Source organism: Mesorhizobium sp. M9A.F.Ca.ET.002.03.1.2, assembly GCF_003952365.1.
Lineage (GTDB): Bacteria > Pseudomonadota > Alphaproteobacteria > Rhizobiales > Rhizobiaceae > Mesorhizobium.
Genome location: NZ_CP034443.1, coordinates 1,154,873 through 1,176,849, shown reverse-complemented (window position 1 = coordinate 1,176,849; position 21,977 = coordinate 1,154,873). Strand labels below are relative to the sequence as shown.

At 64.0% G+C, this 21,977-nt stretch carries 24 protein-coding genes, 1 tRNA gene and 2 pseudogenes; 14 read left to right on the top strand and 13 right to left on the bottom strand.

The window, feature by feature from the left end; all coding sequences use genetic code 11:
• The 4 genes from EJ066_RS05910 to EJ066_RS05895 all read left to right on the top strand — a co-directional run bounded on the left by EJ066_RS05910 (window position 1) and on the right by EJ066_RS05895 (window position 3,350).
• The gene (locus tag EJ066_RS05910; RefSeq protein ID WP_126043760.1) at window positions 1–690 is read left to right on the top strand and encodes an MIP/aquaporin family protein; all 690 of its coding nucleotides are present in this window, start codon (window positions 1–3) and stop codon (window positions 688–690) included.
• The gene (gene arsC / locus EJ066_RS05905; protein WP_126035767.1) at window positions 687–1,109 is read left to right on the top strand and encodes an arsenate reductase (glutaredoxin); all 423 of its coding nucleotides are present in this window, start codon (window positions 687–689) and stop codon (window positions 1,107–1,109) included. The genes EJ066_RS05910 and arsC overlap by 4 nt, the downstream gene beginning before the upstream one ends.
• Window positions 1,084–1,683 carry an NAD(P)H-dependent oxidoreductase gene (locus EJ066_RS05900; RefSeq protein WP_245455086.1) on the top strand — a complete coding sequence of 200 codons (600 nt, stop codon included), beginning with the start codon at window positions 1,084–1,086 and terminating at the stop codon, window positions 1,681–1,683. The genes arsC and EJ066_RS05900 overlap by 26 nt, the downstream gene beginning before the upstream one ends.
• 167 nt (window positions 1,684–1,850) lie before the next feature.
• The gene (locus EJ066_RS05895; RefSeq protein WP_126035765.1) at window positions 1,851–3,350 is read left to right on the top strand and encodes an ATP-binding protein; all 1,500 of its coding nucleotides are present in this window, start codon (window positions 1,851–1,853) and stop codon (window positions 3,348–3,350) included.
• A gap of 40 nt (window positions 3,351–3,390) precedes the next feature.
• On the opposite strand, the gene EJ066_RS05890 is transcribed toward EJ066_RS05895, so the two are convergent.
• The 3 genes and pseudogenes from EJ066_RS05890 to EJ066_RS05880 all read right to left on the bottom strand — a co-directional run bounded on the left by EJ066_RS05890 (window position 3,391) and on the right by EJ066_RS05880 (window position 5,271).
• A complete protein-coding gene (locus EJ066_RS05890) occupies window positions 3,391–4,539 on the bottom strand; it encodes an amidohydrolase (RefSeq protein WP_126035763.1) in 1,149 nt (382 codons plus the stop codon).
• A gap of 152 nt (window positions 4,540–4,691) precedes the next feature.
• Window positions 4,692–5,171 (bottom strand): annotated as a pseudogene (locus EJ066_RS05885) (ABC transporter permease); the annotation flags it as partial.
• A 24-nt stretch (window positions 5,172–5,195) separates the two neighbouring features.
• A tRNA-Ala gene (locus EJ066_RS05880) sits at window positions 5,196–5,271 on the bottom strand.
• Window positions 5,272–5,432: 161 nt separating this feature from the next.
• Here EJ066_RS05880 and EJ066_RS05875 point away from each other — a divergent pair.
• Together EJ066_RS05875 and EJ066_RS05870 are read left to right on the top strand one after the other, a co-directional pair.
• On the top strand, window positions 5,433–5,723 hold the full coding sequence (locus tag EJ066_RS05875; protein ID WP_023800489.1) for a YggT family protein: 291 nt from the start codon (window positions 5,433–5,435) through the stop codon (window positions 5,721–5,723).
• Between the two features lie 7 nt (window positions 5,724–5,730).
• A complete protein-coding gene (locus EJ066_RS05870; protein WP_126035762.1) occupies window positions 5,731–6,045 on the top strand; it encodes a DUF167 family protein in 315 nt (104 codons plus the stop codon).
• A gap of 253 nt (window positions 6,046–6,298) precedes the next feature.
• Here EJ066_RS05870 and EJ066_RS05860 read toward each other — a convergent pair whose 3' ends face one another.
• The 7 genes and pseudogenes from EJ066_RS05860 to EJ066_RS05830 all read right to left on the bottom strand — a co-directional run bounded on the left by EJ066_RS05860 (window position 6,299) and on the right by EJ066_RS05830 (window position 12,263).
• Window positions 6,299–6,586, bottom strand: a complete 288-nt coding sequence (locus EJ066_RS05860; protein WP_126035758.1) for a GIY-YIG nuclease family protein — start codon at window positions 6,584–6,586, stop codon at window positions 6,299–6,301.
• 270 nt (window positions 6,587–6,856) lie between these two features.
• Window positions 6,857–8,911: a M3 family metallopeptidase gene (locus EJ066_RS05855; RefSeq protein ID WP_126035756.1), complete on the bottom strand. Its 2,055-nt coding sequence runs from the start codon at window positions 8,909–8,911 to the stop codon at window positions 6,857–6,859.
• A gap of 107 nt (window positions 8,912–9,018) precedes the next feature.
• On the bottom strand, window positions 9,019–9,435 hold the full coding sequence (locus EJ066_RS05850) for a nuclear transport factor 2 family protein (protein ID WP_126035755.1): 417 nt from the start codon (window positions 9,433–9,435) through the stop codon (window positions 9,019–9,021).
• 105 nt (window positions 9,436–9,540) lie between these two features.
• A pseudogene (locus tag EJ066_RS05845) lies at window positions 9,541–10,184 on the bottom strand (carbonic anhydrase).
• Window positions 10,185–10,355: 171 nt separating this feature from the next.
• Window positions 10,356–11,126, bottom strand: coding sequence for a DUF429 domain-containing protein (locus tag EJ066_RS05840; protein WP_126035753.1), 771 nt, complete (start codon window positions 11,124–11,126; stop codon window positions 10,356–10,358).
• Window positions 11,123–12,007, bottom strand: coding sequence for a pyridoxal kinase PdxY (gene pdxY, locus EJ066_RS05835; protein ID WP_126035751.1), 885 nt, complete (start codon window positions 12,005–12,007; stop codon window positions 11,123–11,125). Before pdxY ends, EJ066_RS05840 begins: the two co-directional genes overlap by 4 nt.
• A gap of 7 nt (window positions 12,008–12,014) precedes the next feature.
• Entirely contained in the window at window positions 12,015–12,263 is a 249-nt protein-coding gene (locus EJ066_RS05830) for a hypothetical protein (protein ID WP_126035749.1), read from the bottom strand.
• 163 nt (window positions 12,264–12,426) lie between these two features.
• Between EJ066_RS05830 and EJ066_RS05825 the strand changes: the two genes are divergently transcribed.
• The 6 genes from EJ066_RS05825 (at window position 12,427) to ppa (ending at window position 16,848) form a co-directional block, all read left to right on the top strand.
• Window positions 12,427–13,065 carry a LemA family protein gene (locus EJ066_RS05825; RefSeq protein WP_126043758.1) on the top strand — a complete coding sequence of 213 codons (639 nt, stop codon included), beginning with the start codon at window positions 12,427–12,429 and terminating at the stop codon, window positions 13,063–13,065.
• A 226-nt stretch (window positions 13,066–13,291) separates the two neighbouring features.
• On the top strand, window positions 13,292–14,071 hold the full coding sequence (locus tag EJ066_RS05820; protein WP_189644511.1) for a YgcG family protein: 780 nt from the start codon (window positions 13,292–13,294) through the stop codon (window positions 14,069–14,071).
• A gap of 4 nt (window positions 14,072–14,075) precedes the next feature.
• Window positions 14,076–14,930 carry a YgcG family protein gene (locus EJ066_RS05815; RefSeq protein WP_126035747.1) on the top strand — a complete coding sequence of 285 codons (855 nt, stop codon included), beginning with the start codon at window positions 14,076–14,078 and terminating at the stop codon, window positions 14,928–14,930.
• Between the two features lie 8 nt (window positions 14,931–14,938).
• The gene (locus EJ066_RS05810; RefSeq protein WP_126035745.1) at window positions 14,939–15,577 is read left to right on the top strand and encodes a TPM domain-containing protein; all 639 of its coding nucleotides are present in this window, start codon (window positions 14,939–14,941) and stop codon (window positions 15,575–15,577) included.
• Between the two features lie 120 nt (window positions 15,578–15,697).
• Complete coding sequence (locus EJ066_RS05805) at window positions 15,698–16,204, top strand: GNAT family N-acetyltransferase (protein WP_126035744.1); 507 nt, start codon at window positions 15,698–15,700, stop codon at window positions 16,202–16,204.
• Window positions 16,205–16,314: 110 nt separating this feature from the next.
• Window positions 16,315–16,848 carry an inorganic diphosphatase gene (gene ppa, locus EJ066_RS05800; protein WP_126035742.1) on the top strand — a complete coding sequence of 178 codons (534 nt, stop codon included), beginning with the start codon at window positions 16,315–16,317 and terminating at the stop codon, window positions 16,846–16,848.
• A gap of 285 nt (window positions 16,849–17,133) precedes the next feature.
• Here the strand turns inward: ppa and EJ066_RS05795 are convergent, their stop codons facing one another.
• Both EJ066_RS05795 and EJ066_RS05790 read right to left on the bottom strand, forming a co-directional pair.
• Window positions 17,134–17,724 carry a hypothetical protein gene (locus EJ066_RS05795; protein WP_126035740.1) on the bottom strand — a complete coding sequence of 197 codons (591 nt, stop codon included), beginning with the start codon at window positions 17,722–17,724 and terminating at the stop codon, window positions 17,134–17,136.
• Window positions 17,725–17,767: 43 nt separating this feature from the next.
• On the bottom strand, window positions 17,768–18,385 hold the full coding sequence (locus EJ066_RS05790) for a TetR/AcrR family transcriptional regulator (protein ID WP_126035738.1): 618 nt from the start codon (window positions 18,383–18,385) through the stop codon (window positions 17,768–17,770).
• Between the two features lie 74 nt (window positions 18,386–18,459).
• On the opposite strand from EJ066_RS05790, the gene EJ066_RS05785 reads away from it, so the two are divergent.
• Entirely contained in the window at window positions 18,460–19,743 is a 1,284-nt protein-coding gene (locus EJ066_RS05785) for an MFS transporter (RefSeq protein ID WP_126035736.1), read from the top strand.
• A gap of 217 nt (window positions 19,744–19,960) precedes the next feature.
• Complete coding sequence (locus tag EJ066_RS05780; protein ID WP_126035734.1) at window positions 19,961–21,535, top strand: alkaline phosphatase; 1,575 nt, start codon at window positions 19,961–19,963, stop codon at window positions 21,533–21,535.
• A gap of 82 nt (window positions 21,536–21,617) precedes the next feature.
• On the opposite strand, the gene EJ066_RS05775 is transcribed toward EJ066_RS05780, so the two are convergent.
• Window positions 21,618–21,896 (bottom strand): hypothetical protein, encoded by a 279-nt coding sequence (locus EJ066_RS05775; RefSeq protein ID WP_126035732.1) that lies wholly within the window; start codon window positions 21,894–21,896, stop codon window positions 21,618–21,620.
• Window positions 21,897–21,977: the final 81 nt, after the last annotated feature.

The following is a 21,977-nucleotide window of genomic DNA, read 5'->3' as shown; positions in this document are numbered from 1 at the left end:
ATGGCGGCAGACATCCCCCGGCGTCTCGTCGCGGAAGCGCTCGGCACCGCGATGCTCGTCGCTACGGTTGTCGGGTCCGGGATCATGGCGGACAGGCTGACGGATGATGTGGGTCTCTCCTTGCTTGGCAACACCTTGCCGACTGGAGCAATTTTGGTCGTGCTGATCACCATACTCGGACCGATTTCCGGGGCGCATTTCAATCCAGCGGTGACGCTGGTCTTCGCTCTCAGGCGCGAAATCGATGCGATCGCAGCCTTGGCCTACGTCGTCGCCCAGATTGCGGGCGGCGTCGCCGGGACGTTGCTGGCGCACGCCATGTTCGAACTGCCAATTCTACAGATCTCCCAAACCGCGCGGACCGGAAACGGACAATGGCTTGCGGAGTTGGTGGCTGCCTTCGGCCTGGTCTTCACCATTCTTGCAGGCCTTCGCTTCCGTTCGGATGCGATTCCATGGCTGGTTGGGCTCTACATCACGGCGGCCTACTGGTTTACGGCATCGACCTCGTTTGCCAATCCGGCCGTTGCCATCGCGCGAGCGGTTTCCAACACGTTCGCGGGCATCCGTCCGATAGATCTGCCGGGGTTCATCCTCGCCGAGCTACTGGGCGCGCTGCTTGCCATGGCCTTGGCGGGATGGCTGCTCACTGAACCTAAGCCAATTAGACAGATGAAGGCCGCACAATGACCATCACCATCTATCATAACCCCAACTGCGGCACCTCGCGCAACACGCTCGCCATCATCCGGCAGTCCGGCGAAGAGCCGGAGGTGATCGAGTATCTGAAAAACCCGCCGTCGCGAGAGCGGCTGGTCGAGCTCATCGCGGCGATGGGGATGACGCCGCGCGAATTGCTGCGCGAGAAGGGTACGCCCTATGCCGCGCTCAACCTCGGCGATCCCAAATGGACCGACGACGAGATCGTCGACTTCATGCTGGCGCATCCGATCCTGATCAACCGGCCGATTGTGGTGAGCCCGCTCGGCACCTTGCTGGCCCGGCCTTCGGAAGTCGTTCTCGATATCTTGCCCAATGCGGATATCGGTCCGTTCACCAAGGAAGACGGCGAAGTCGTCATCGATGCGCAGGGCCAGCGCGTTGCCTGACCGGATGCCCGAAGATAGTCTGCCGAATGTGGACGAAGACCAGTTCCGGCCGATCGACCTGGAGGTACTGCTGGATGCGCCGCGCTCGACCCACAAGGCTCGCGTGCTGATGCTCTACGGCTCGCTGCGCGAGCGGTCCTACTCCCGGTTCGCCACGGAGGAGGCCGCCCGCATTTTGCGTCGCCTGGGCGCCGAGGTGCGCATCTACGATCCCTCTGGCCTGCCTCTTCCGGATTCGACATCGGCCGACCACCCCAAAGTACAGGAGCTGCGAAACCTGTCGATCTGGTCCGAGGCCCAGGTCTGGTGCTCGCCCGAGCGGCACGGTTCCATGACGGGCGTGATGAAAATGCAGATCGACTGGCTGCCGCTCTCGGCTGGCGGCGTCAGGACGACGCAAGGCCGTACACTCGCGGTGATGCAGGTTTCCGGAGGCTCGCAGAGTTTCAACGCGGTCAACCAGCTTCGCATCCTCGGCCGCTGGATGCGGATGGTCACCATCCCCAACCGTTATTCTGAGCGCGTCGAAAGCGCCGAAGACGTCGCCAAGCGAATCAACCAGCGGTCGATTTGAAGCGCCAAACCGCTGCCGCTGCGGATAGGCAGCGTCACGAACAGCACGATCGGTCCGAAGATACCGCCGCGGCGTCCAACTGTGCGCAACACCGAGCGGCCGGCCATGCGCGCTCGACGGGCTGCGATCGGGTTGATAAGCCCTCTCTCGCCAAGGAGAGTCGAGACATGACCGTTGCGATCGAGATGGGCCACACGACGGCGGGCGCCCCGGCGGCACTGGATCTTGAGGAGCTGCTGGCGACCCGCCTGCTGGTGCAGGGCAATTCGGGCTCCGGCAAATCGCATCTGCTGCGCCGGCTGCTGGAGCAGAGCGCCCCTTGGGTGCAGCAGACCATTATCGACCCCGAAGGCGACTTCGTGTCGCTGGGCGAGCGTTTCGGCCATTTGGTGATCGATGCCGAGGAGCATACCGAGCGCGGCCTGCAGAGCGCCGGCGAGCGGGCGCGCATCCATCGCGTCTCCACGGTGCTCAATCTCGAGGGGCTCGACGCCGAGAACCAGATGCGGCGCGCCGCCGCCTTCCTCGGCGGGCTGTTCGAGGTCGCCCGCGACCACTGGTACCCGATGCTGGTGGTGGTGGACGAGGCGCAGCTGTTCGCGCCGGCGGTTGCAGGCGAGGTTTCGGACGAGGCGCGCAAGCTCTCGCTCGGCGCCATGACCAATTTGATGTGCCGTGGCCGTAAACGCGGGCTGGCCGGCATCATCGCCACCCAGCGGCTGGCCAAGCTCGCCAAGAACGTCGCCGCCGAGGCTTCCAATTTCCTCATGGGCCGAACCTTTCTCGACATCGACATGGCCCGCGCCGCCGATCTTCTCGGCATGGAGCGGCGGCAGGCCGAGGCTTTTCGCGATCTGGAGCGCGGGCAGTTCATGGCGCTGGGCCCGGCGCTGTCGCGCCGTCCGCTGGGTTTGCGCATCGGCCCGACGGAGACAAGTCCGCGCAACGGCACCCCGCGCCTGATGCCGCTGCCGGACGCCGCACTGGAGGACGCCCGCGCGATCATCCTGGCAGCCCCGCCGCCGGAAACTGTCCGGCCGCAGCGCCGGTCGTCGCCGGATCTGCTCGATCAGCTGATGGCGGCGAAGTCGGCGGCGCTGGAAATCCGCCCCGACCCGGTGGAGCCGCCGATCAGCGCCGAGGATCTGGCGGAGCGGCGTGAACGGGTGGATCGCGTCCTGCGCGCCGTGCTGGCGCAGCCCGATGCGGGTTTTCGCGTGATCGGCGTGCTTTATCAGGAATTCGTGGTCCGCTGCCGCATAGAAGGCCTCGCCTCGGTCGTGCCGGACTTGGCCGACTTCCGCCGCATGCTGACGCGGGCGCGGGCCGGCCTTGGCTCCGACATGGCAGGCGACGACGCGTGGCAGGATGTCTCGGTGCGCGCCTCGCTTCTGCCCGAGGATATGCAGGGCGTGTTCATGATGATCGCCCGTGCGGCGAAGGAGGGCTGGCCCTGCCCGAGCGACGCGGCGATCGCCCGCGCCTACGGCTCGCACTCGCTGCGCCGCGCCCGGCGCCTGCTGACCTATATCGAGGAGCAGGGGCTGATCGTATGCCAGCTTGACGGGGCTGGCCGGCGGACGGTGACGCTCGTCGAACTGGCCTGGGCGACGGCACCGGCGGATCCGAATGCGGAGGAGGCGGAGCGAGGGAGTTTGGCGGTGTGAGGGGGCGGATGGGGCGCTCGGGCTCAGCCAGAAGATGACGTCAGCCCAGAAGATTGCGCGCCGCGCGCATGAATATTTTCGACCCGATCGGGATCAGGTCGTCCGGAAAGTCATAGTCCGGATTATGCAACGCAGGGTGCTGCTCGCCGGCACCGAGGAAGAACATCGCCGACGACGCGCTGTGGCCGAACAGGCCGAAATCTTCCGAAGCGCGCATCGGCAGACCTTCCTCTTCCTGCACGATGCCCTCTTCGTGGAGAGCTTGCCGCAAATGTTCCACCGCATCCGGCGCGTTGACGCTGGCAACAAATATCTCGTGATAGTCCCACCGGGCAGAAAGGCCATGCTGGCCAGCGATCTGTGTGACCAGCGATTCAGCGGTGGCGCATAGGTTTGCCATACGATCGTCGCGCCGGGTGCGCAGCGTCGCCCAGACCTCTGCATTGCCGGGCGCGATGCCGAACACGGCTTCGCCCATCGCGGCGTGTGTGACGGTCAGCATGCCGAAGTCGTCGTCGGCGAAGGTTCCGCGCCCGAGCGTGGGCAGAGCCGGCATCAACTGGCTGATTGCCATCATGGGTGAGATGCCGGTCTCGGGCATGGACGAATGCGCGGTCTTGCCCTCCAGCACGATGCGCATGCCGCGTGAAGCACAGTTGACCACACCGGGTTTGAGCCGCACTTCACCGAACGGCACACCGGGCAGATTGTGCAATGAGAAAGCGAAATCCGGCGCGATTTCGCCGAAGCGCGGATCGGCGACGACGCCGGCCGCGCCATTGCCGGTTTCTTCCGCCGGCTGGAACATCAGCACGACGCGGCCGCTGGCGGGTTTTTCGCGCCCCAACTGGCGGCCAAGTGCCGCCAGGATCGCGGTATGTCCGTCATGGCCGCACATATGCGACTTGCCCGGCACGAGTGATGAATGCGGCACGCCTGAAAGTTCTTCAATCGGCAAGGCATCGAGTTCCGAACGGAACATGACCGTCGGCCCCTCTTTGCCACTTTCGTAGATCGCCGCCACGCCGTGTCCGCCTAACCCGGTCAGCACTTTGTCCGGCCTTGTATCGGTGAGGAAGGCGACGACCTCTTTAGCGGTCTTCTCCTCTTCATTCGAGATTTCCGGTTGCTGGTGCAGCTTGCGCCGCCACGCCGTAAGTTCGACAATGTCTCGATTGGTAAGGGTCACGTTTTTCCGGCTCCGTTTGCGCCCATACTCCACAAAATCAGCCATTGCTCCAGGGTCAAGGAGTTTCGAAATGGAAGACCGGGAGATCAGAGCGGCCCATCCGGCTAGAGTGCATCCGGTAGCGGCAAGTCAAGAAAATCCGCTAGCTCCGGCTACCGATCCTCAATAATCCTCAGATACGCCGCCGTCACGAACAGCACGATCAACCCAACAGAATCCGCCGCGCGCCCTCCGGCATCTGGAGAATGGTCAGCAGTGTCGTCAGCACGGTGAGGATCAGCGCCCCAATGATGGTGCCGGTGTAGCCGCCGCGGCCGCCGAAGATCGAGGTTCCGCCGACGACGGCGGCTGCCACCGAAGGCAGCGGTTCGGCGGGCGACAGCGAGGGCGCCTCTATCAGGCCGATATAGAAGAAGCCGCCGGCGAGCACGCTCGAGATGACGTAGAGCGCCGTGATGGCCTGCCAGTTAGCGGACGCCCGGTGTGCCGCCCTTCATTGTCGCCGACATCGTAAAGAAGAAACCCGGTGCGACGCAAGGTGAAGACGATGAGGACGGCACGAACAGCAGCAGCGCATTGGGCACGCCATAGGTGAGGCCGGTGCCCAGCCAGGCCAGGAAGGGCGCAATCTCAAATCGCATCTTTGGAAATTCCGCTGGTGGAGCTGAGGAGGATCGAACTCCTGACCTCGTCATTGCGAACGACGCGCTCTCCCAGCTGAGCTACAGCCCCGTCCAGCGGATGGGCGCATTTATCGGGCGCGGCGGTTTCCTGTCAAGGCTGCGTTTGGCCCAAAAGCCGCGCGGCCTGCGATCGAGCCGGCGTGCCGCGGCAGCTGGCTCTTGCCGCCTTCGCCCGCAATGGCTACATGTCGGCAACAATTGGAGACCGGCATGATAGCCCTCATTCAGACCATTGTCCTGGCGCTTGACATTTATTGGTGGATCATCATCGCTTCGGCGATTTTCTCCTGGCTCTACGCCTTCAACGTCGTCAACTCGCGCAACCAGTTCGTCGATAGCGTCAGCAACATGCTCTTCCGGCTGACCGAGCCGGCGCTGCGGCCGATCCGCCGCTTCTTGCCCGACCTCGGCGGTATCGACATTTCGCCGATCATCCTGCTTCTGATCCTGTTCTTCCTCCGGCAGTTCCTGCTCACCACCGTGGCGCCGCTGGTCGTCTGAGCCATCCATGAGCGCGCCGTTCCGCTTGCGCGACGACGGCGTCGACCTGTTCGTCTGGCTGACGCCGAAAGCGGCGATGGACAGGCTCGAAGGCATCGAGACGTCTGCCGACGGGCGAAGCCATCTCAAAGCCCGCGTCCGCGCCGTGCCGGAAAACGGCGCCGCCAATCAAGCGCTCGAACGGCTGGTCGCCAAGGCGCTTGGAGTGCCGCGATCGGCCGTCTCGGTCGTTGCCGGCGGCACCGCCCGGCTGAAGACGCTGCGCGTGCTGGGCGATCCGGTGGTGCTGGCGAAAGGCATCGAGGCGCTCGGTGGCGCTTGAGAGGCGCCACCAAGCAATCCGGGGCCAGTTCCGTGACACAGTAATTTTGACTTGTCGGGAGCCGATCGGCGGCGAATGTCGATCGTTCCTGTCAGTCGCAATCTCGGCGGCAAATCGCAAACCTCGGAGATTGGCCGAATCCTCCCCTCCCTTCGTCATCCCAGGGCGAAGCAAGGAGCGAAGCGACGCGGCGCAGACCCTGGGATCCATACCGTGACCTCGCGGCAGTGCTCCGGCGGACCAGAACCGAACGCTACCAACCCGTTCCGCGAAAAAGCTCGAACCACTCTGGATTGGTCCTCTCGATCAGTTCGATCTTCCACTGACGCGGCCAGCGCTTCAGCGACCTCTCGCGCTGGATGGCATCGCGAATGTCGAAATGCTCCTCGTACCAGACCAGACGCTGCACACCGTAGCGGCTGGTGAAGCGCGAGCCTTGGCCGGATTTGTGCTCCGGCATGCCGCGACCGAGATCGTTGGTGACGCCGATATAGATCGTGCCGCGCTTCTGGCTCGCGGTCATATAGGCATAGCCGGTCATGGTGGAAGGGTAGCTGTCGCCGTTGCGGATGCAAGCGCCGTTCTGGGCCGCTGCATTCTTCGGCGGAGGTTACGGCATGGATCCCAGGGTCTGCGCGACGTCGCTTCGCTCCTGCTCCGCCCTGGGATGACGAAAGCTTGGTGGCTGCTGCCAATCCTAGAGGTTTGCGACCTGCCATTGAAATTGGCCGCTGACAGGAACTATCGACGTTCACTGCCGATCGGCATCCAACCTGTCAAAATCACTGTGTCGCGGAACCAAACTTAGCCTCTACACCAGCCCGCGCTTGACCATCATCGCCTCGGGCGAGGGCATCTTGCCGCGGAAGGCGGTGTAGAGCTCTTCCGGGTCCTTCGAGCCGCCGGCGGCATAGATATTCTCCCTGAGCCGCTCGGCCAGCGCCGGATTGAACGGATCGCCCGTCTCCTCGAAGGCGGCGAAGGCGTCGGCATCGAGCACCTCCGACCACATGTAGGAATAGTAGCCGGCCGAATAGCCGTCGCCGGAAAATATGTGGCCGAAATGCGGGGTGCGATGGCGCATGGCGATGGTGTCGGGCATGTTGAGCTTTTCGAGCGTTTCGGCCTCGAAACGAAGCGGCTCTTCCGGGCCATCCGGCCGCGCATGGTAGGCCATGTCGACCAGCGCCGACGCGGTGAACTCGACCGTGGCGAAGCCGGCGCCGAAGGTGCGCGCCGCCAGCATCTTGTCGACCAGCGCCTTCGGCATCGGCCTGCCGGTCTTGACATGCAGCGCATGCTTTTCCAGCACCGCCGGCACGGTCAGCCAGTGCTCGTAGAGCTGCGAGGGCAGCTCGACGAAATCGCGGCTGACCGAGGTGCCCGCGACCGATGGCCAGGTGACGTCGGTCAGCATGCCATGCAGGGCATGACCGAATTCGTGGAACAAGGTCTTGGCCTCGTCGACCGACAACAGTGCGGCCTCGCCTTCCGGCGGCTTGGCGAAGTTCATGATGTTGTAGATGACCGGCCTGGAGCCATAGCCTAGCTTATAGCCGGATTTCAGCGCGCTCATCCAGGCGCCGGAACGCTTCGAGGGCCGCGCGAAATAGTCGGCCAGGAAAAGCCCGCGCTCGCTGCCGTCGGCATTTTTCACGACGAAAACGCGTGCATCCGGATGCCAGGTGGCAATGCCCTTCTTTTCCTCGAAGGTGATGCCGAACAATCGTGTCGCCACGTCGAAGCAGGCATCGATGACGCGGTCGAGCTGCAGATATGGCTTCAGCTCGGCCTCGTCGAAGGCGAACTTCTCGGCGCGCAGCTTCTCCTGGTAGAAGCGCCAGTCCCAGGCCGCGAATTTTTCGTTGCTGCCGGCCTCGGCCGCCAACCGCTGCAACTCGGTCTGGTCGCTTGCGGCCTTTTCCAGGGCTTTTTCCCAGACCGGGTCGAGCAGCATATGCACCGCCACCGGCGTCTTCGCCATGGTGTCGTCGAGCTTCAGGGCGGCGAAGGAAGCGTAGCCGAGCAGCTTCGCTTTTTCGGCGCGCAGCTTCAGCATGTCGCGCACCACTTCGGTGTTGTCGGTGGCGCCGCCATTCTGGCCGCGCATGGTGAAGGCGCGGAAAGCGGTCTCGCGCAGGTCGCGGCGCTCAGAGAAGGTCGAGAACGGCTCGTAGATCGAGCGCGACAGGGTGACGGCATAGCGGCCCTTCTGGCCGCGCATCTCGGCGGCTTCGGCCATCGCGCTTTTCAGGAACTCCGGCAGGCCGGCAAGGTCGGCCTCGTCGAGGAACAGCGCCCAGTCGCGCTCGTCGGCAAGCAGGTTCTGGCTGAAGGTGGTGCCGAGCGACGACAGTTCTTCGTTGATCGCCGCCAGCCGCTTCTTGCCTTCGGCGTCGAGCTTGGCGCCGGAGCGGACAAAGCTCTTCCAGGTCTTTTCCAGCACCCGCAGCGTCTCGGCATCGAGCTTCAGGGCTTCGCGGCGCTGATAGAGATCGTCGATGCGGGCAAACAGCCTCTCGTTCATCGAGATCGCCGAGAAATGCCTGGACATTTTTGGCGAGATGTCGCGCTCCAGCGCCTGGATCGCCTCGTTGGTGTGGGCGCCGGCCCGGCACCAGAAGATCGACGAGACATGGTCGAGTGCCTCGCCGCCGAGTTCCAGCGCCGCAAGCGTATTGTCGATGGTCGGCGTCTCGGCATTGCCTGATATCGCCTCGATCTCGGCCTCATGCGCCTTCAATGCTGCGTCGAAAACCCCGGAAAAATCGCCGTCGCCGATGCGGGCGAAGTCGGGCAGGCCGAGCGGCCCTTGCCAGGTGGTCAGCGGATGGGCGGCGAGGTCGACGGCTTTCGTGGACGGCATGGGCATCTTTCGCTGGGGGTTTTCGCTGAATGGCTGTGGAGGCGGGACCGTCACCGATGTAGGGCGCTGGAGTCCCGCACGCAATATCGCGGCTGGTCAAGTTCCGCTCAGTAGGCGTCGCAGGTTTCCGCGACCGCCGCCTGCGAACTGGCGGTGATGCGGTTGTCGGTAATCGCGAAGGTTTCCTGCATCAGCATGTCGTTGTTGGGGAAATCATAGCAGGCGATCACCGTGGTGACGCCGTCCTCGGTCTTCTCGATCCGATGCCGGATCGCGGCACCCGCGACTGCACCTTGCCATTCGTCGATGGCGGCGATGAACTCCTGCTTGCTCTGCACCACACCGAGGTCGTCGAGTTTTATCCGGACGTCGTCGGCCAGCAGGTCCGACAATTCCGTGCGATCGGCGACCAGCAGCGCCGCATACCAGCGGCCGATGATCGCACCATCGTCGGCATGGGCGGACATCACTGAAAGCAGCAGCGTTACCACGGCGAATGCGATCGAACGGCAATCCTGCATCATGCGCCGTCTCCTGGAGACTGTTCCATCCCGATGGAACGGGACGGCTCTAGCTTCCTTCTCGTCTGACCATGATCTCATCTGAACCCAAAGGTTCGAGATCAGGGTCTATACCATTTCCGGCCGCTCGAAGTCACCGGTGTCCTTGTTCATCACCCAGAGTTCGCCACTCGAGATGTCGAACCAGGCGCCATGCAGCGACAGACGCCCCTTGCCTTCCAGGATCGAGACGCAGGGAAAGGTTCTGAGATTGGCGATCGAATAGCGGATCGAGATGCGTTCCAATGCGGTCTGGCGCTCCGCCGCCGTCATGAAGGTGCTGGAGGACACGGTCTCGGCAGCCGGCGCGATCAGGCTCATCCATTTGCCGATGAAGTCACCGGACGAGAGGGGCGCGGCCGTGGTGTCAAGTGCTGCGCGGATGCCGCCGCAGCGGCCATGGCCCATCACCACGATGTTCTTCACCTTGAGGCTCTGCACGGCGAATTCGAGCGCCGCCGAGGTCGAGTGGAACTCACCGTCGGGCGCATAGGGGGCACCAGATTACCGACATTGCGCAGCACGAAGAGTTCGCCCGGCCCGGCGTCGAAGATCGCTTCCGGAGCCGCCCGCGAATCACAGCAGGCGACGATCATCGTTTCCGGCGCCTGGCCATCTTGGGCGAGCGCGCGGTAGCGTCCGCTTTCGGCGAGATAGCGGCCGCTCATGAAATTGCGGTAGCCGGCGAGAAGGTGATCGGGAAGATTGGACATCGGCGGCGTCTGGAGCCTTTCCGGGCTGGAGGCGGCAGCTCGTTTCAGTTTGGAAAGGCTCTAACGGCAAAAGCCGGTCGCGAGCAATGCCGAATCGCAAAGGACTGCAATTGCCATGCTGGAAGAGGGGGCCTTCGCCCAATGCGAATGGCTCGCCGATAGATGCGGAATTCACGCCCAGATGGCGACGGGAATGCCGAAACGGTCGGTGAGCGGCGGATCCGGAAACGGCCTTGCCTCGCCATTGGCGATGCGACCGGCGATCAGCATCATCGCCGCGGCGTCGAGGAAGTCGTCGGCGGCCGCACCGCGCGGCGGCGTTTGGTCGAGAAAGCCCCTGAGATAACCGTGCCGGCCGAGCAGCGCCTTGCGTTCCGCCATGCCGGCGGGGTTGACGGCGCCCTTGATCTTCTTCGGCAAGCGCATCGCCTGATCGCCATTCAGGCGGCAGAAAGCGACTTCCGGGTGCGATTCGAAGACGCGGCTGCGCAGTTCGGGACGCGCGATCAGCACGGCGTCGATCTCGCGGATCTTGGCAAAGATGCCGAAGGCCTGGATCGAGACGCCGCGCGGCGGATCGGAGGTCGCCTTCGCCACTTCGCTTGCCTGGCGATGCGCGGCATACCAGGCCTCGATCGTGGTGAAGCCGTCTGTTTGCGCGTAAAGCGCCGCACGCGAGGGGATGGCGAAGACGCTGGATTGCCTGTTACCAAGCAGCGGCCGCACCAGCGCCTCCGGCCCGCGCCCGCCTTTTTGCGAAAGATCGGGCAGGCCGATCGGCATGTCGACGGCCACCGTCGCATTGGCCGGCAATGCGTCGAGCAGTGCTGCGAAGCTTGGAAAAACACCTGCCGAGGGTGCTGCTCCCGGATCGCGGTAAACGGCGATCCAGCCGGCCTTGCAGCCGTCGACGCCGACAAGCGCGCTGGTCTGGGCCGTCACGCTCGTTTGTCCCGCCCCGGATGCAGGAGTTGGCGAAGCTGCACCATCGCCATCGGGTGCGACAGGCTCTGCGCGTCGGTTTCGAGCTGCAATTCGTCGCCGCCCCGTTTGGCGGTGCGTGCCAGGATCTCGTAGACCGCCGCCGTGGTCGACTGCAGTGCCTTGATCGCCGGCTGGCCGGACAGGATGCGGGCCAGATAGACGGCCGCCGTCAGGTCGCCGAGCCCGTTGGGCGGCTCGTCGATGAGGCGATGTTCGGCCAGCAGCGCCTGGTTGCCGTTGAGCAGCAGATTGCCGGTGCCGCCGGCCATCATCGCCGGCGCCGAGGTGACCAGCATGGTCGGCGGCCCGGCATGAAGGGCGGCCGCCATCACCGATTTCAGGTCAGGCAGCGGCGCTCCCGCCATCCATTCCAGCTCGTAGCGGTTGGGGGTGGCGATGTCGGCGATCGGCATCAGCCGGTCGCGCATGGCGATGGCGGTGGTCTCCGGCACATAGAGTCCGCCCGAATCGCCCATCACCGGATCGCAGATATAAAGGGCATCCGGCGTCTTCGCCTTGACCGCGCCGACCAGCGAGGCGACGGCGTCCGCCTGGCCGCCTTCGCCGAGATAGCCCGACAGCACCGCGCCGACCTCGCCCAGCCACGGCGCGCGCTCGAGATCGGCCATCAGCGCCTTGAACTGGTCGAGCGGCGGCACGATGCGCGTCGCCCGTCCATGACCTGGATGCCAGGGCAGGATGACGGTCGGCACCGCCCATACCGGAAAGCCCAGCGTCTCCAGCGCAAAGACGGCGGCGCGGTTGCCGACCGAGCCGCGCGCGACATGGCTGGAAATGACGATGACCGCGCGCGGCGCGTCGTGTTCTTCGGTGCTCACGGGGGTCCTAACTCTGGATGACGAAAAGCACGAGCCAGATCAACAGGCCGATGGCGATAATGAGCCCCAGCGCCCGGCCGATGCGAGTGCCCCAATATTCGATCGGGTCCGACTGGTCGGCATCCGCCGCTGCGACGTGATCGCGCGCGCCCTTCGCGGTCCGCGCCATGAACGAGGTGCCGCCCGGGTCGGTCTCGCGTGCCACACGCTCGATGATGCGGCGCGATTCGCTGTGGTTGTCCTGGCGTCCCGCCATGGCGATGTCCTGTTTTCGCGGCGACTTTAACCCGTTCGCCCAGTCAATCACAGGGCCTGGCAGTGAATGATGGAGAACCAGTAACGCTCCCGGGCGGAGGTCATGTTCTTGCGTGCGGATTGTGGTAATGCTTCGCCTGCCAGTCATACCGAGGGACCTTACCATGCTTGCCCAGCGCCTTTCCTCCCCTTTCGCCTTCCGTAACCTGCCGGCCTTGCTGATGATGGCCATACTGTTGCCGCTGCTTGCCGGCTGCGGCTACAACACCATCCCGACAGCGGAGGAGAACGCCAAGGCGGCATGGAGCCAGGTGCTGAACCAGTACCAGCGCCGCGCCGATCTCATCCCCAACCTGGTCGAGACGGTCAAGGGCTATGCTGCGCACGAGAAGGATACGCTCGATGCCGTGGTCGAGGCGCGCGCCAAGGCGACGCAGGTCACGGTGACGCCGGAAACGCTGAGCGATCCGGAAGCCTTCAAGAAATTCCAGGACAGCCAAGCCGGCCTGACCAGCGCGCTGTCGCGGCTGCTGGCCGTGGTGGAGAATTACCCCGACCTCAAGGCCAACCAGAATTTTCTGGCGCTGCAGGCGCAGCTCGAAGGCACCGAGAACCGCATCGCGGTCGCCCGCCGCGACTACATCGAGGCGGTGAGGGAGTATAATTTGACGCTGAGGACCTTCCCGTCGGTGATTTGGGCGACCTTGTGGTTCCGCGGCAATCAGCCGTTCGCGAACTTCACCATCGAGGAAGACAAGATGCAGACGCCGAAGGTCGATTTCGGCGCCAAGCAGGGCGGATGAAGAACAGCTGGTGAGCGTGGTCCCTTTTGGCCTTGCACTCCGTCGCGCCCCCCTCTGCCCTACCGGGCATCTCCCCCACAAGGGGGAGATTGGCAGCTTTGGCCTCACCGCCCATCCTGCAACGTTGGAGATTGGCGAAAACAGTCGTGACAGCCGTTCTCCCCCCAAGTGGGGGAGATGTCCGGCAGGGCAGAGGGGGGCGCGACGGAACGCCAGCCTAGCATTTCTGTACGTCATTTTATGCCTTCTTTTCCTCTCCCTCACCGCTCTTGCCGCCGAACTGCCTGTCCTGACCGGGCGGGTCGTCGACAATGCCGGCGTCATCGATGCCGCGACCAAGGCGGCGCTGACCCAGAAGCTCGCCGATTTCGAGGCCAAGAGCTCCGACCAGATCGTCGTCGCGACGGTTTCCAGCCTCGACGGCGAGGAGATCGAACCCTACGCCAACCGTCTGTTCCGCGCCTGGAAGCTTGGCCAGGCTGGCGAGGACAATGGCGTGCTTTTGCTGGTCGCCAAAAACGACCGCAAGATGCGCATCGAGGTCGGTTACGGGCTGGAAGGCACGCTGACCGACCTGCACACCAAGCTGATCATCGAAAACGACATGGTGCCGGCCTTCCGCGCCGGCGATTTCCCGGGCGGCATAGCCAAGGCCGTCGACGACATGGTCATGGTGCTGGAAGGCAATCCGGAAGAGCTGGAAGCGCGCGGCGAACGCAACCAGCAGCCGCCGTTCAACACCGACGACCTGTTCTTTGCGATCTTCATAAGCATCTGGGCAATCATCTTCTTCGGCAGCATCGCCGCCTCCATCCTGCCGCCGATCTTCGGCAAGAAGATCGGTCCTGGCCGCTATCGCTGGCTGGGCATGACCTTCGAGCCGAGCCGGCGCTCATCCGGTGGCGGAGGCTGGTCTTCGGGTGGGGGAGGCTGGTCCTCAGGCGGTGGCGGCTTTTCCGGCGGCGGAGGCTCGTCCGGCGGCGGCGGCTCATCGGGAAGCTGGTGACGAGATGACAAGACGCGCCATCCGTCCACCGAGTTCCGGCCGCTTCACCACGGCGATCGGCGCTGCCTTGGTGGCCATGGCGGTGCTGCTGCTTGTCGGCTTCACCGCTCTCGCCGCCGAACTGCCTGCTCTGACCGGACGGGTCGTCGACAATGCCGGCATCATCGATGCCGCGACCAAGGCGGCATTGACCCAGAAGCTCGCGGATTTCGAGGCCAAGGGCTCGGACCAGATCGTCGTCGCGACGGTTTCCAGCCTCGATGGCGAGGCGATCGAACCCTATGCCAACCGGCTGTTCCGCGCCTGGAAGCTCGGCCAGGCCGGCGAGGACAATGGCGTGCTTTTGCTGGTCGCCAAGAACGACCGCAAGATGCGCATCGAGGTCGGCTACGGGCTGGAAGGCACGCTGACCGACTTGCACACCAAGCTGATCATCGAAAACGACATGGTGCCGGCCTTCCGCGCCGGCGATTTCTCCGGCGGTATAGCCAAGGCCGTCGACGACATGGTCATGGTGCTGGAAGGCAATCCGGAGGAGCTGGAAGCGCGCGGCGAACGCAACTCGGCCGACAGCAATTCCGTCGATCCCATCGTCGTGCTGTTCATCATCGTGTGGGCGACGCTGTTTTTGGGCGGCCTGGCGATGGCGTTCCTGCCGCCGATCTTCGGCACAAAGCTGTCGCCGGGCGTGTATAAATGGCTGGGCATGACATTCCGTTATGGCCAAGGGCGTTCCTCGTCCTCGGGCGGCGCCTGGACAACCGGTACTGGCAGCGGCTGGTCATCGGGCCGTTCCGGCGGCGGGTTTTCGGGTGGCGGCGGCTCGTCCGGTGGTGGCGGTTCTTCAGGAAGCTGGTGAGACACGACATGGCAACACGACCGATCACCGCCGAGGATCATGACCGCATCGCCGAAGCGATCCGCGCCGCCGAATCAAGGACCGACGGCGAAATCTACTGCGTGGTGGCGCATGCCAGCGACGGCTATTTCTTCCCGGCCGCCTTCATGGCGACGCTGGCCATGTTTTTCGTCAGCCTTGCCGTCGCCTATGGGCTGGAAGCCTGGTGGCTGTCGATCCGCGTGCCGCATTTCGTCATCGCCCAGCTTCTGGCGCTGGTCAGCGTGCTTGTCCTGTTGTGGGCACTGCCCGGCTTGCGCATCCATCTGGTGCCGAGGCGGCTGCGCTACCAGGCCGCGCACGCCAATGCGATAAAGCAGTTCCTCGCCCGCAACGTCCACCGCACCACGGCACGCACCGGCGTGCTGGTCTTCGTCTCGATCGCCGAGCGCTACGCCGAGGTGGTCGCCGACAGCGGCATCGACGCCCAAGTTGGCCAGGATGTCTGGGACGGCGTCGTCCGCGACCTGACCGCCCATGCCGGTGACGATCGTCTCGCCGACGGCTTCGTCAAGGCGATCGAAGCGACGGGCGCGGTGCTGGCCGAACACTTCCCGGTCTCTTCCGGCGACAGCAACGAGCTCGACGATCATCTGGTCGAGATTTGAGTCGATTCCAAACGTGCCCTGACAGCATCTCTGCGGGCCTGTCGATCGCCTGTGCGAAAGCATCGCACCGGCTGACCGGACTCTTGCATTCGGGCGGTGCCGGTTTATGGTTAACCAATTATGAACACGCTGAGCATCGACATCAGGAAAGCCGAGCCGCGCGACGCGGATGCAATAGCCGACGTGCACCAGCAGGCCTGGCGCGGCGCCTATGCCGGCATCATTCCGCATCGCACGCTGACGTCGATGATCAACCGCCGCGGCGCCGCCTGGTGGGCGAATGCCATCCGCCGCGCCGCCACCGTCCTGGTCGTCGAGATCGGCGGCAAGATCGCCGGCTATGCCACGATCGGCAAGAACCGCGCCCGAGAACTCAGGCAGCAGGGCGAGATCTACGAACTTTACCTCAGCCCGGAATATCAGGGCATCGGGCTCGGCAGCCGGCTATTCTCAGCCGCACGGGCGCGACTGGCGGATCACGGCCTGAAAGGCATGGTGGTGTGGGCGCTGGAGGACAACCAGGGCGCGCTCGCCTTCTATGCCGGCGCCGGCGGCCGCGATGTCGCCGAGGGCGTCGAGATCTTCGAGCAGAAGGCGCTGAAGAAGGTCGCTTTCGTCTGGGAATGACGGCCCGGTATTCCTCTCCATAGGCTTTCAGTCTGCCTCAGCACCATTCGCCGCATTGCACCATGCGCCGCCGCCCGCTATCGGTCTCCAATCGAAAGAGGGACAAAGCCATGCGTATCCAAGCCATAGCCACCGGAAAGAACCCGCCGGAGGACGTCAACGTCATCATCGAGGTGCCGATCGGCGGCGAGCCGATCAAATACGAGATGGACAAGGAGGCCGGCACGCTGTTCGTCGACCGCTTTCTGCACACCTCGATGCGCTATCCCGGCAATTACGGCTTCGTGCCGCACACGCTGTCTGGTGACGGCGACCCGATCGACGTGCTGGTCTGCAACACGCGCGCGCTGGTGCCGGGCTGCGTCATCAATGTGCGGCCGATCGGTGTGCTGATCATGGAAGACAATGCCGGCCTGGACGAGAAGATCATCGCGGTGCCTTCGCCCAAGCTGACGCTACGCTACGAGAACGTCACCGAATACACGCAGCTGCCGGATATCACGCGCGACCAGGTGCAGCATTTCTTCGAACACTACAAGGATCTCGAACCCGGCAAATGGGTCAAGATCGAGGGCTGGCACGGTGCCGCTCACGCCAAGAAGATGATCGTCGAGGCGATCGAGCGGGCCAAGGCGGCGAAGTAGCGATCCATTGGGCTCCGCGGATTGGACCCGGTACGGCCCAAGTGGGTTCGGTGACGCCCCTTAGCTTCGTCATACCAGGGCGGAGCAGCCGCAAAGCGGCGTCGCGGAGACCCTGGTATCCATGCCGTGACGCCGAGATATGCGCGGCGGAACAGAATTCTGCACCGCTGCGCTCTTCGGACTTCGTTACGGCATGGATCCTCGGGTCTCCGCGACGTCGCTTCGCTCCTGCTACGCCCGAGGATGACGAAAGCGTACGGTGACCGAAGCAATGTACGTTGGGTCTCAATTGTCGACGCGCCCAAAAGCGGGCACCGCGCCCATCGTTATCCGCATATCCTTGCCGCAGGCAAAGGTCCGCGCCTTCTCGTCGGCGAGCTTGCGTGCCTGGTCGTTGGCACTGGGGTCGCCTGTGGCCAGCACCAGGCCGACTGTGCAGCCCTCATAGGTCTCCGGCTGGGCCACCTTGGCAACGACCAGCACTTCGGTCGGTTTGTTCTCGTCTTCGGGATTGCTGATCGACCGACGGTGGATGACCGCGAAAGGAACGGCGCGATCGCCATTCGTCTCGATGCGCCACTCGATCCTGGGTCCAGCCGAATTGAAGCCGATAAAGCTTTCCCAGACCTCGGTCATGTCGCTGGACGGAAACCCGTAGAACAGCGATTCGCGAGCATCGTCGTAAGCGATCAGCACCGGGTAGCCGCGATAGCCCGAACAGGCGAGATTGGCCCAGTCGCCGTCGCCTTCCTCAGCCTGCGCATAGGTGACGCAGTCTTTCTTCCCGTCGAGATCGGTGTAGGCGCTGGAAACGTCGCCGGCCTGGGCAGCCTGACAGAGACCGGCGAGAGCAAGCGGGATCAGAATGGCACGCATGCGGACAACTCCGTTTCGGGCTGCCGTAGCGTATCGTCAAACGCTATTTCTTCAAGCTCGCTTCGATCAGCAGGTCGGCGTTGCGGGCCACCGATTGCGCCGGCCCGCCGAGCCCGAACAGTTGCCCGCTGATATAGGCGCCCTCGATCAGGAGCAGCAGCCCGTCGCCCAGCGTGTCGGCGTCGGCGGCGCCCATCGCGGCGGCCATGGTGCGCAGGCGGCGGCGCAATTCCTGCTTGTTGGCCTCGCTCACCACGCGGGCCGGATGGCCGCGTTCGGGATATTCGACGGCCGCATTGGTCATGCCGCAGCCGCGATAGTCGGGTTTTTGCGTGCGCTTGCCAACGCGGGTCAGGAAGGCGGCGATCTGCGCGCGCGGATCGCCGGGATGTGCAGCCACCGCCTCTTCGAAGCGGCCCCAGAACTCGAGGTCGTATTGCCGGAGATAGGAAGCGGCCAGCTCGTCCTTGGACGGAAAACTGCGGTAGAGGCTGGGCTTGGTGACGCCGGCACGCCGCACGATCTCGTCGACGCCGATCGCCCTGATGCCTTGCCGGTAGAACAGGTCACGCGCCACGCTAAGAATCTTCTGAGCGGCCCGGGGTGGTGGCGCCGCATCATCCGCGTTGATCGTCGGTTCAATGCTTTTCATTCTCGACATGGCGTTGCCCGGTTGACAATGTTACCGATCGGTACGTATACCTCTGACCCATCTGCAACGTACCGGTCAGTAACATGATAGTCCAATCCCGTCCGTTTGGCCAGCGCTACGCTTTCGTCGTGGTCGCCGTCATTTTCCTCTGCCTGCTGATCGCGGCGGGCCTGCGATCGGCGCCCGCCGTCATGATGCTGCCGCTGGAGGACAGTTTCGGCTGGCGGCGCGACGTCGTCTCGCTCGCCGCGGCCATAGGCATCTTCCTCTACGGTCTGACCGGACCGTTTGCCGCGGCCTTGATGGAACGGGTCGGGCTGCGCCGCACGCTGCTGGCGGCGCTGTTGCTGATGTCGGGCTCGACCGCGCTCAGCCTGTTGATGACCGAGCCGTGGCACCTGCTTCTCACCTGGGGCGTGTTTTCCGGCGTCGGTTCGGGCGCAGTCGCCACGGTGCTTGGCGCCACCATCGTCAACCGCTGGTTCAAGACCAATCGCGGCCTGGTGATGGGACTGATGTCGGCCTCCGCCGCCACCGGCCTGCTGGTGTTCCTGCCGCTGCTTGCCGCGCTCGCCCAGTCGGGCGGCTGGAAGCCGGTCGCCATTGCCATTGCGGTTGCCACCGCTTGCCTGGTGCCGCTGGTCTATCTGCTGGTGCCGGAGCGTCCGGCCTCGATCGGCATGGTACGCTACGGCGCCGAGGCCGACGACGTGCCACCGGTTCCGCCGGCCTTGCAGGGCAATTTCCTGATGCACACGCTCAACACGCTGCGCCGCGCCGCCGGCACACGCGTGTTCTGGTATCTGTTCGCCACCTTCTTCATCTGCGGCTTCACCACCAATGGACTGGTCGGCACGCACCTGATCGCGTTCTGTGGCGACATGGGTATCGGCGAAGTGCAAGCCGCCGGTCTGTTGTCGCTGATGGGCATCTTCGACCTGATCGGCACGACGTTGTCGGGCTGGCTCACCGACCGCTTCGACCCGCGCAAGCTGCTCGGCGTCTATTATGCGATCCGCGGCCTGTCGCTGATCTATCTGCCTTATTCCGGTTTCTCGTCGACCAGCCTGATCATCTTCGCCGTGCTCTATGGATTGGACTGGATCGCCACCGTGCCGCCGACGCTCAGGCTGTCGAATGAGGCGTTCGGCGACCGCAGCGGGCCGATCGTCTTCGGCTGGATCGTCGCCGGTCATCAGGTGGGCGCTGCGACCGCCGCCCTCTTCGGCGGCACCATGCGCGAGTTGCAGGGTAATTACGAACTTGCCTTCCTCATCGCCGGCATGACGGCAATAGCCGCAGCCTGCATCTCGCTGTTGATCAACACCAGCCGGCCAGCCTTCGAGCCGGAACCGCAGGCGGCTTAAGGCGTGCTGATATTCAGGTGAGGCCGGCCTGACCTGAATCTCAACACACCTTCGCGGCCGAAACTTCAAAAAGGGCGGCCTGACGATCAGGCTGCCCCGTTCGCCATGACGTTTTCTGCCTGTTGGTTGTAACAAAACCTTCATGATTTCGAGATGCGCCTGAAACATTGACGCTGGAGCTTGGCGGCGGACGTTCAACGCCATCCAGGAGACAGCCATGAACACAATTTCGATGACGCGGCGCGCTTTCGTCGCTTCGGCAAGCGCCGTTGGCCTCGTCGGCGCCTCGGGCCTCGCGCTTCCCTACTATTCCCGCGCCAATCAGCGGCCGGCCTTCACCCATGGTGTCCAATCCGGCGACGTCGACGCCACCAGCGGCATGGTCTGGACGCGCACCGATCGCCCGTCGCGCGTGATGTTCGAAGTGTCGTCGACCGAAAATTTCGCCAACGCCGTTCGTCTTGCGCCGCTCGATACGTCGCCTGCCAGCGATTACACGGTGAAGCGGCTGCTCACCGACCTCGCCTCCGATCAGGACATCTTCTACCGCATGGTCGCTGCCGATCTCGCCGACATCAACGCTGTCTCCGAGCCGATCGTCGGCCGCTTCCGTACGGCGCCAGCTTCGAAACGCGACATCCGGTTCGCCTGGTCAGGCGACACCGCCGGCCAGGGCTGGGGCATCGATGAGACCGGCATGAAGACCTACGCCACGATCGGCAAGCATACGCCCGATTTCTTCCTGCACTCCGGCGACACCATCTATGCCGACGGCGCGATGAAGGACGAGGTCGATCTTCCCGGCGGTGGCAAGTGGAAAAACACCGTCCTCATCGATGAAAAGCGCAAGGTTGCCGAGACGCTGGACGAGTACCGGGGTCAGTGGAAGTACAACATGATGGACAGGAACGTGCTGGGGCTCAACGCCATCTGCCCGACCTTCTACCAGTGGGACGACCACGAGGTGGTGAACAACTGGTCGGATTCGAAGGATTTGAGCGCTGACGACCGCTATTCGGAAAAGTCCATCCATATGCTGGCGGCACGCGCGGCGCGCGCCTTCCACGAAATGACGACGATCCGCTACGAGCCATCAGAACCTGGCCGCGTCTATCGCAGAATAGCCTACGGGCCGCTGCTCGACGTGTTCTTCCTCGATATGCGTTCCTATCGCGGCCCCAATGGCCCGGGCATGCAGGATACGGTGACGCCGCAATCGCGCATTCTCGGCGAACATCAGACGAGGTGGCTGAAGCGCGAACTGGCAAATTCCAACGCGACCTGGAAAATCATTGCCGCCGACATGCCGCTGGGTCTCATCGTCTGGAACGACGCCACCGGGAAGGCTGGGGCCGAGGCGGTCAGCAATGGCGACAATGGCCCGGCCAAGGGCCGCGAGCTGGAAATTGCCGACCTCCTTCGCTACATAAAGAACGCTGGTATCAGCAACACCGTCTGGCTGACCGCCGACGTGCATTACACGGCGGCGCACTACTACAATCCGGACAAGGCGCAGTTCCAGGATTTCAACCCGTTCTGGGAATTCGTCTCGGGTCCGCTCCATGCCGGCACGTTCGGCCCCAACGATTTCGACATGACCTTCGGCCCGGAGCTGAGATTCATCAAGGCGCCGACCGCAGAGCAAGGACAGAACGTGCCGCCTTCAGCCGGGCTGCAGTTCTTCGGCCTCGTCGATATCGACGGCGCCACCGAACAGATGACGGTGCGGCTGATGGATCGCGATGACAACGAACTCTACAAAGTCACGCTCGATCCGGTGCAGTCGGCCTGAGGTGGATGCGCCGGCTGAGGGGGTGAAGGATCGCAGACGAACTGATTTTGCGTATTTGCAAGGACGACCGCAGTCGCTATCGTCAGTCCGGATAGCAAACCGTCGGAATCTTCGGCCACACCGCGCTGTCGCAGCCGGCGTCTTGCTGGCGCTGCTTGAAGGCGGCGCTTACCGGACCGGTCACGATCGGGTCGACGCCGTCAGGTGCGTCGGCAAAAAGCTGCTCTGCCGCCGGCGCGTCGGATTGCAAGGCAGGCCGCGCCTCCCTGAGCGTTGCGGCCGACTGTGCCGCGCCGGCTGCGAGGAGGACCGCAAGGACCGCCCACAGGATCGGCCGGAATCTGATGACTGGATCGGTCATGACGCTCGAACTGCCCGGACCTCGAAAAGGTTCCGCCTTGGTTAACGAAATCATTTCACACCCAGATGCTTAAGATTTGAT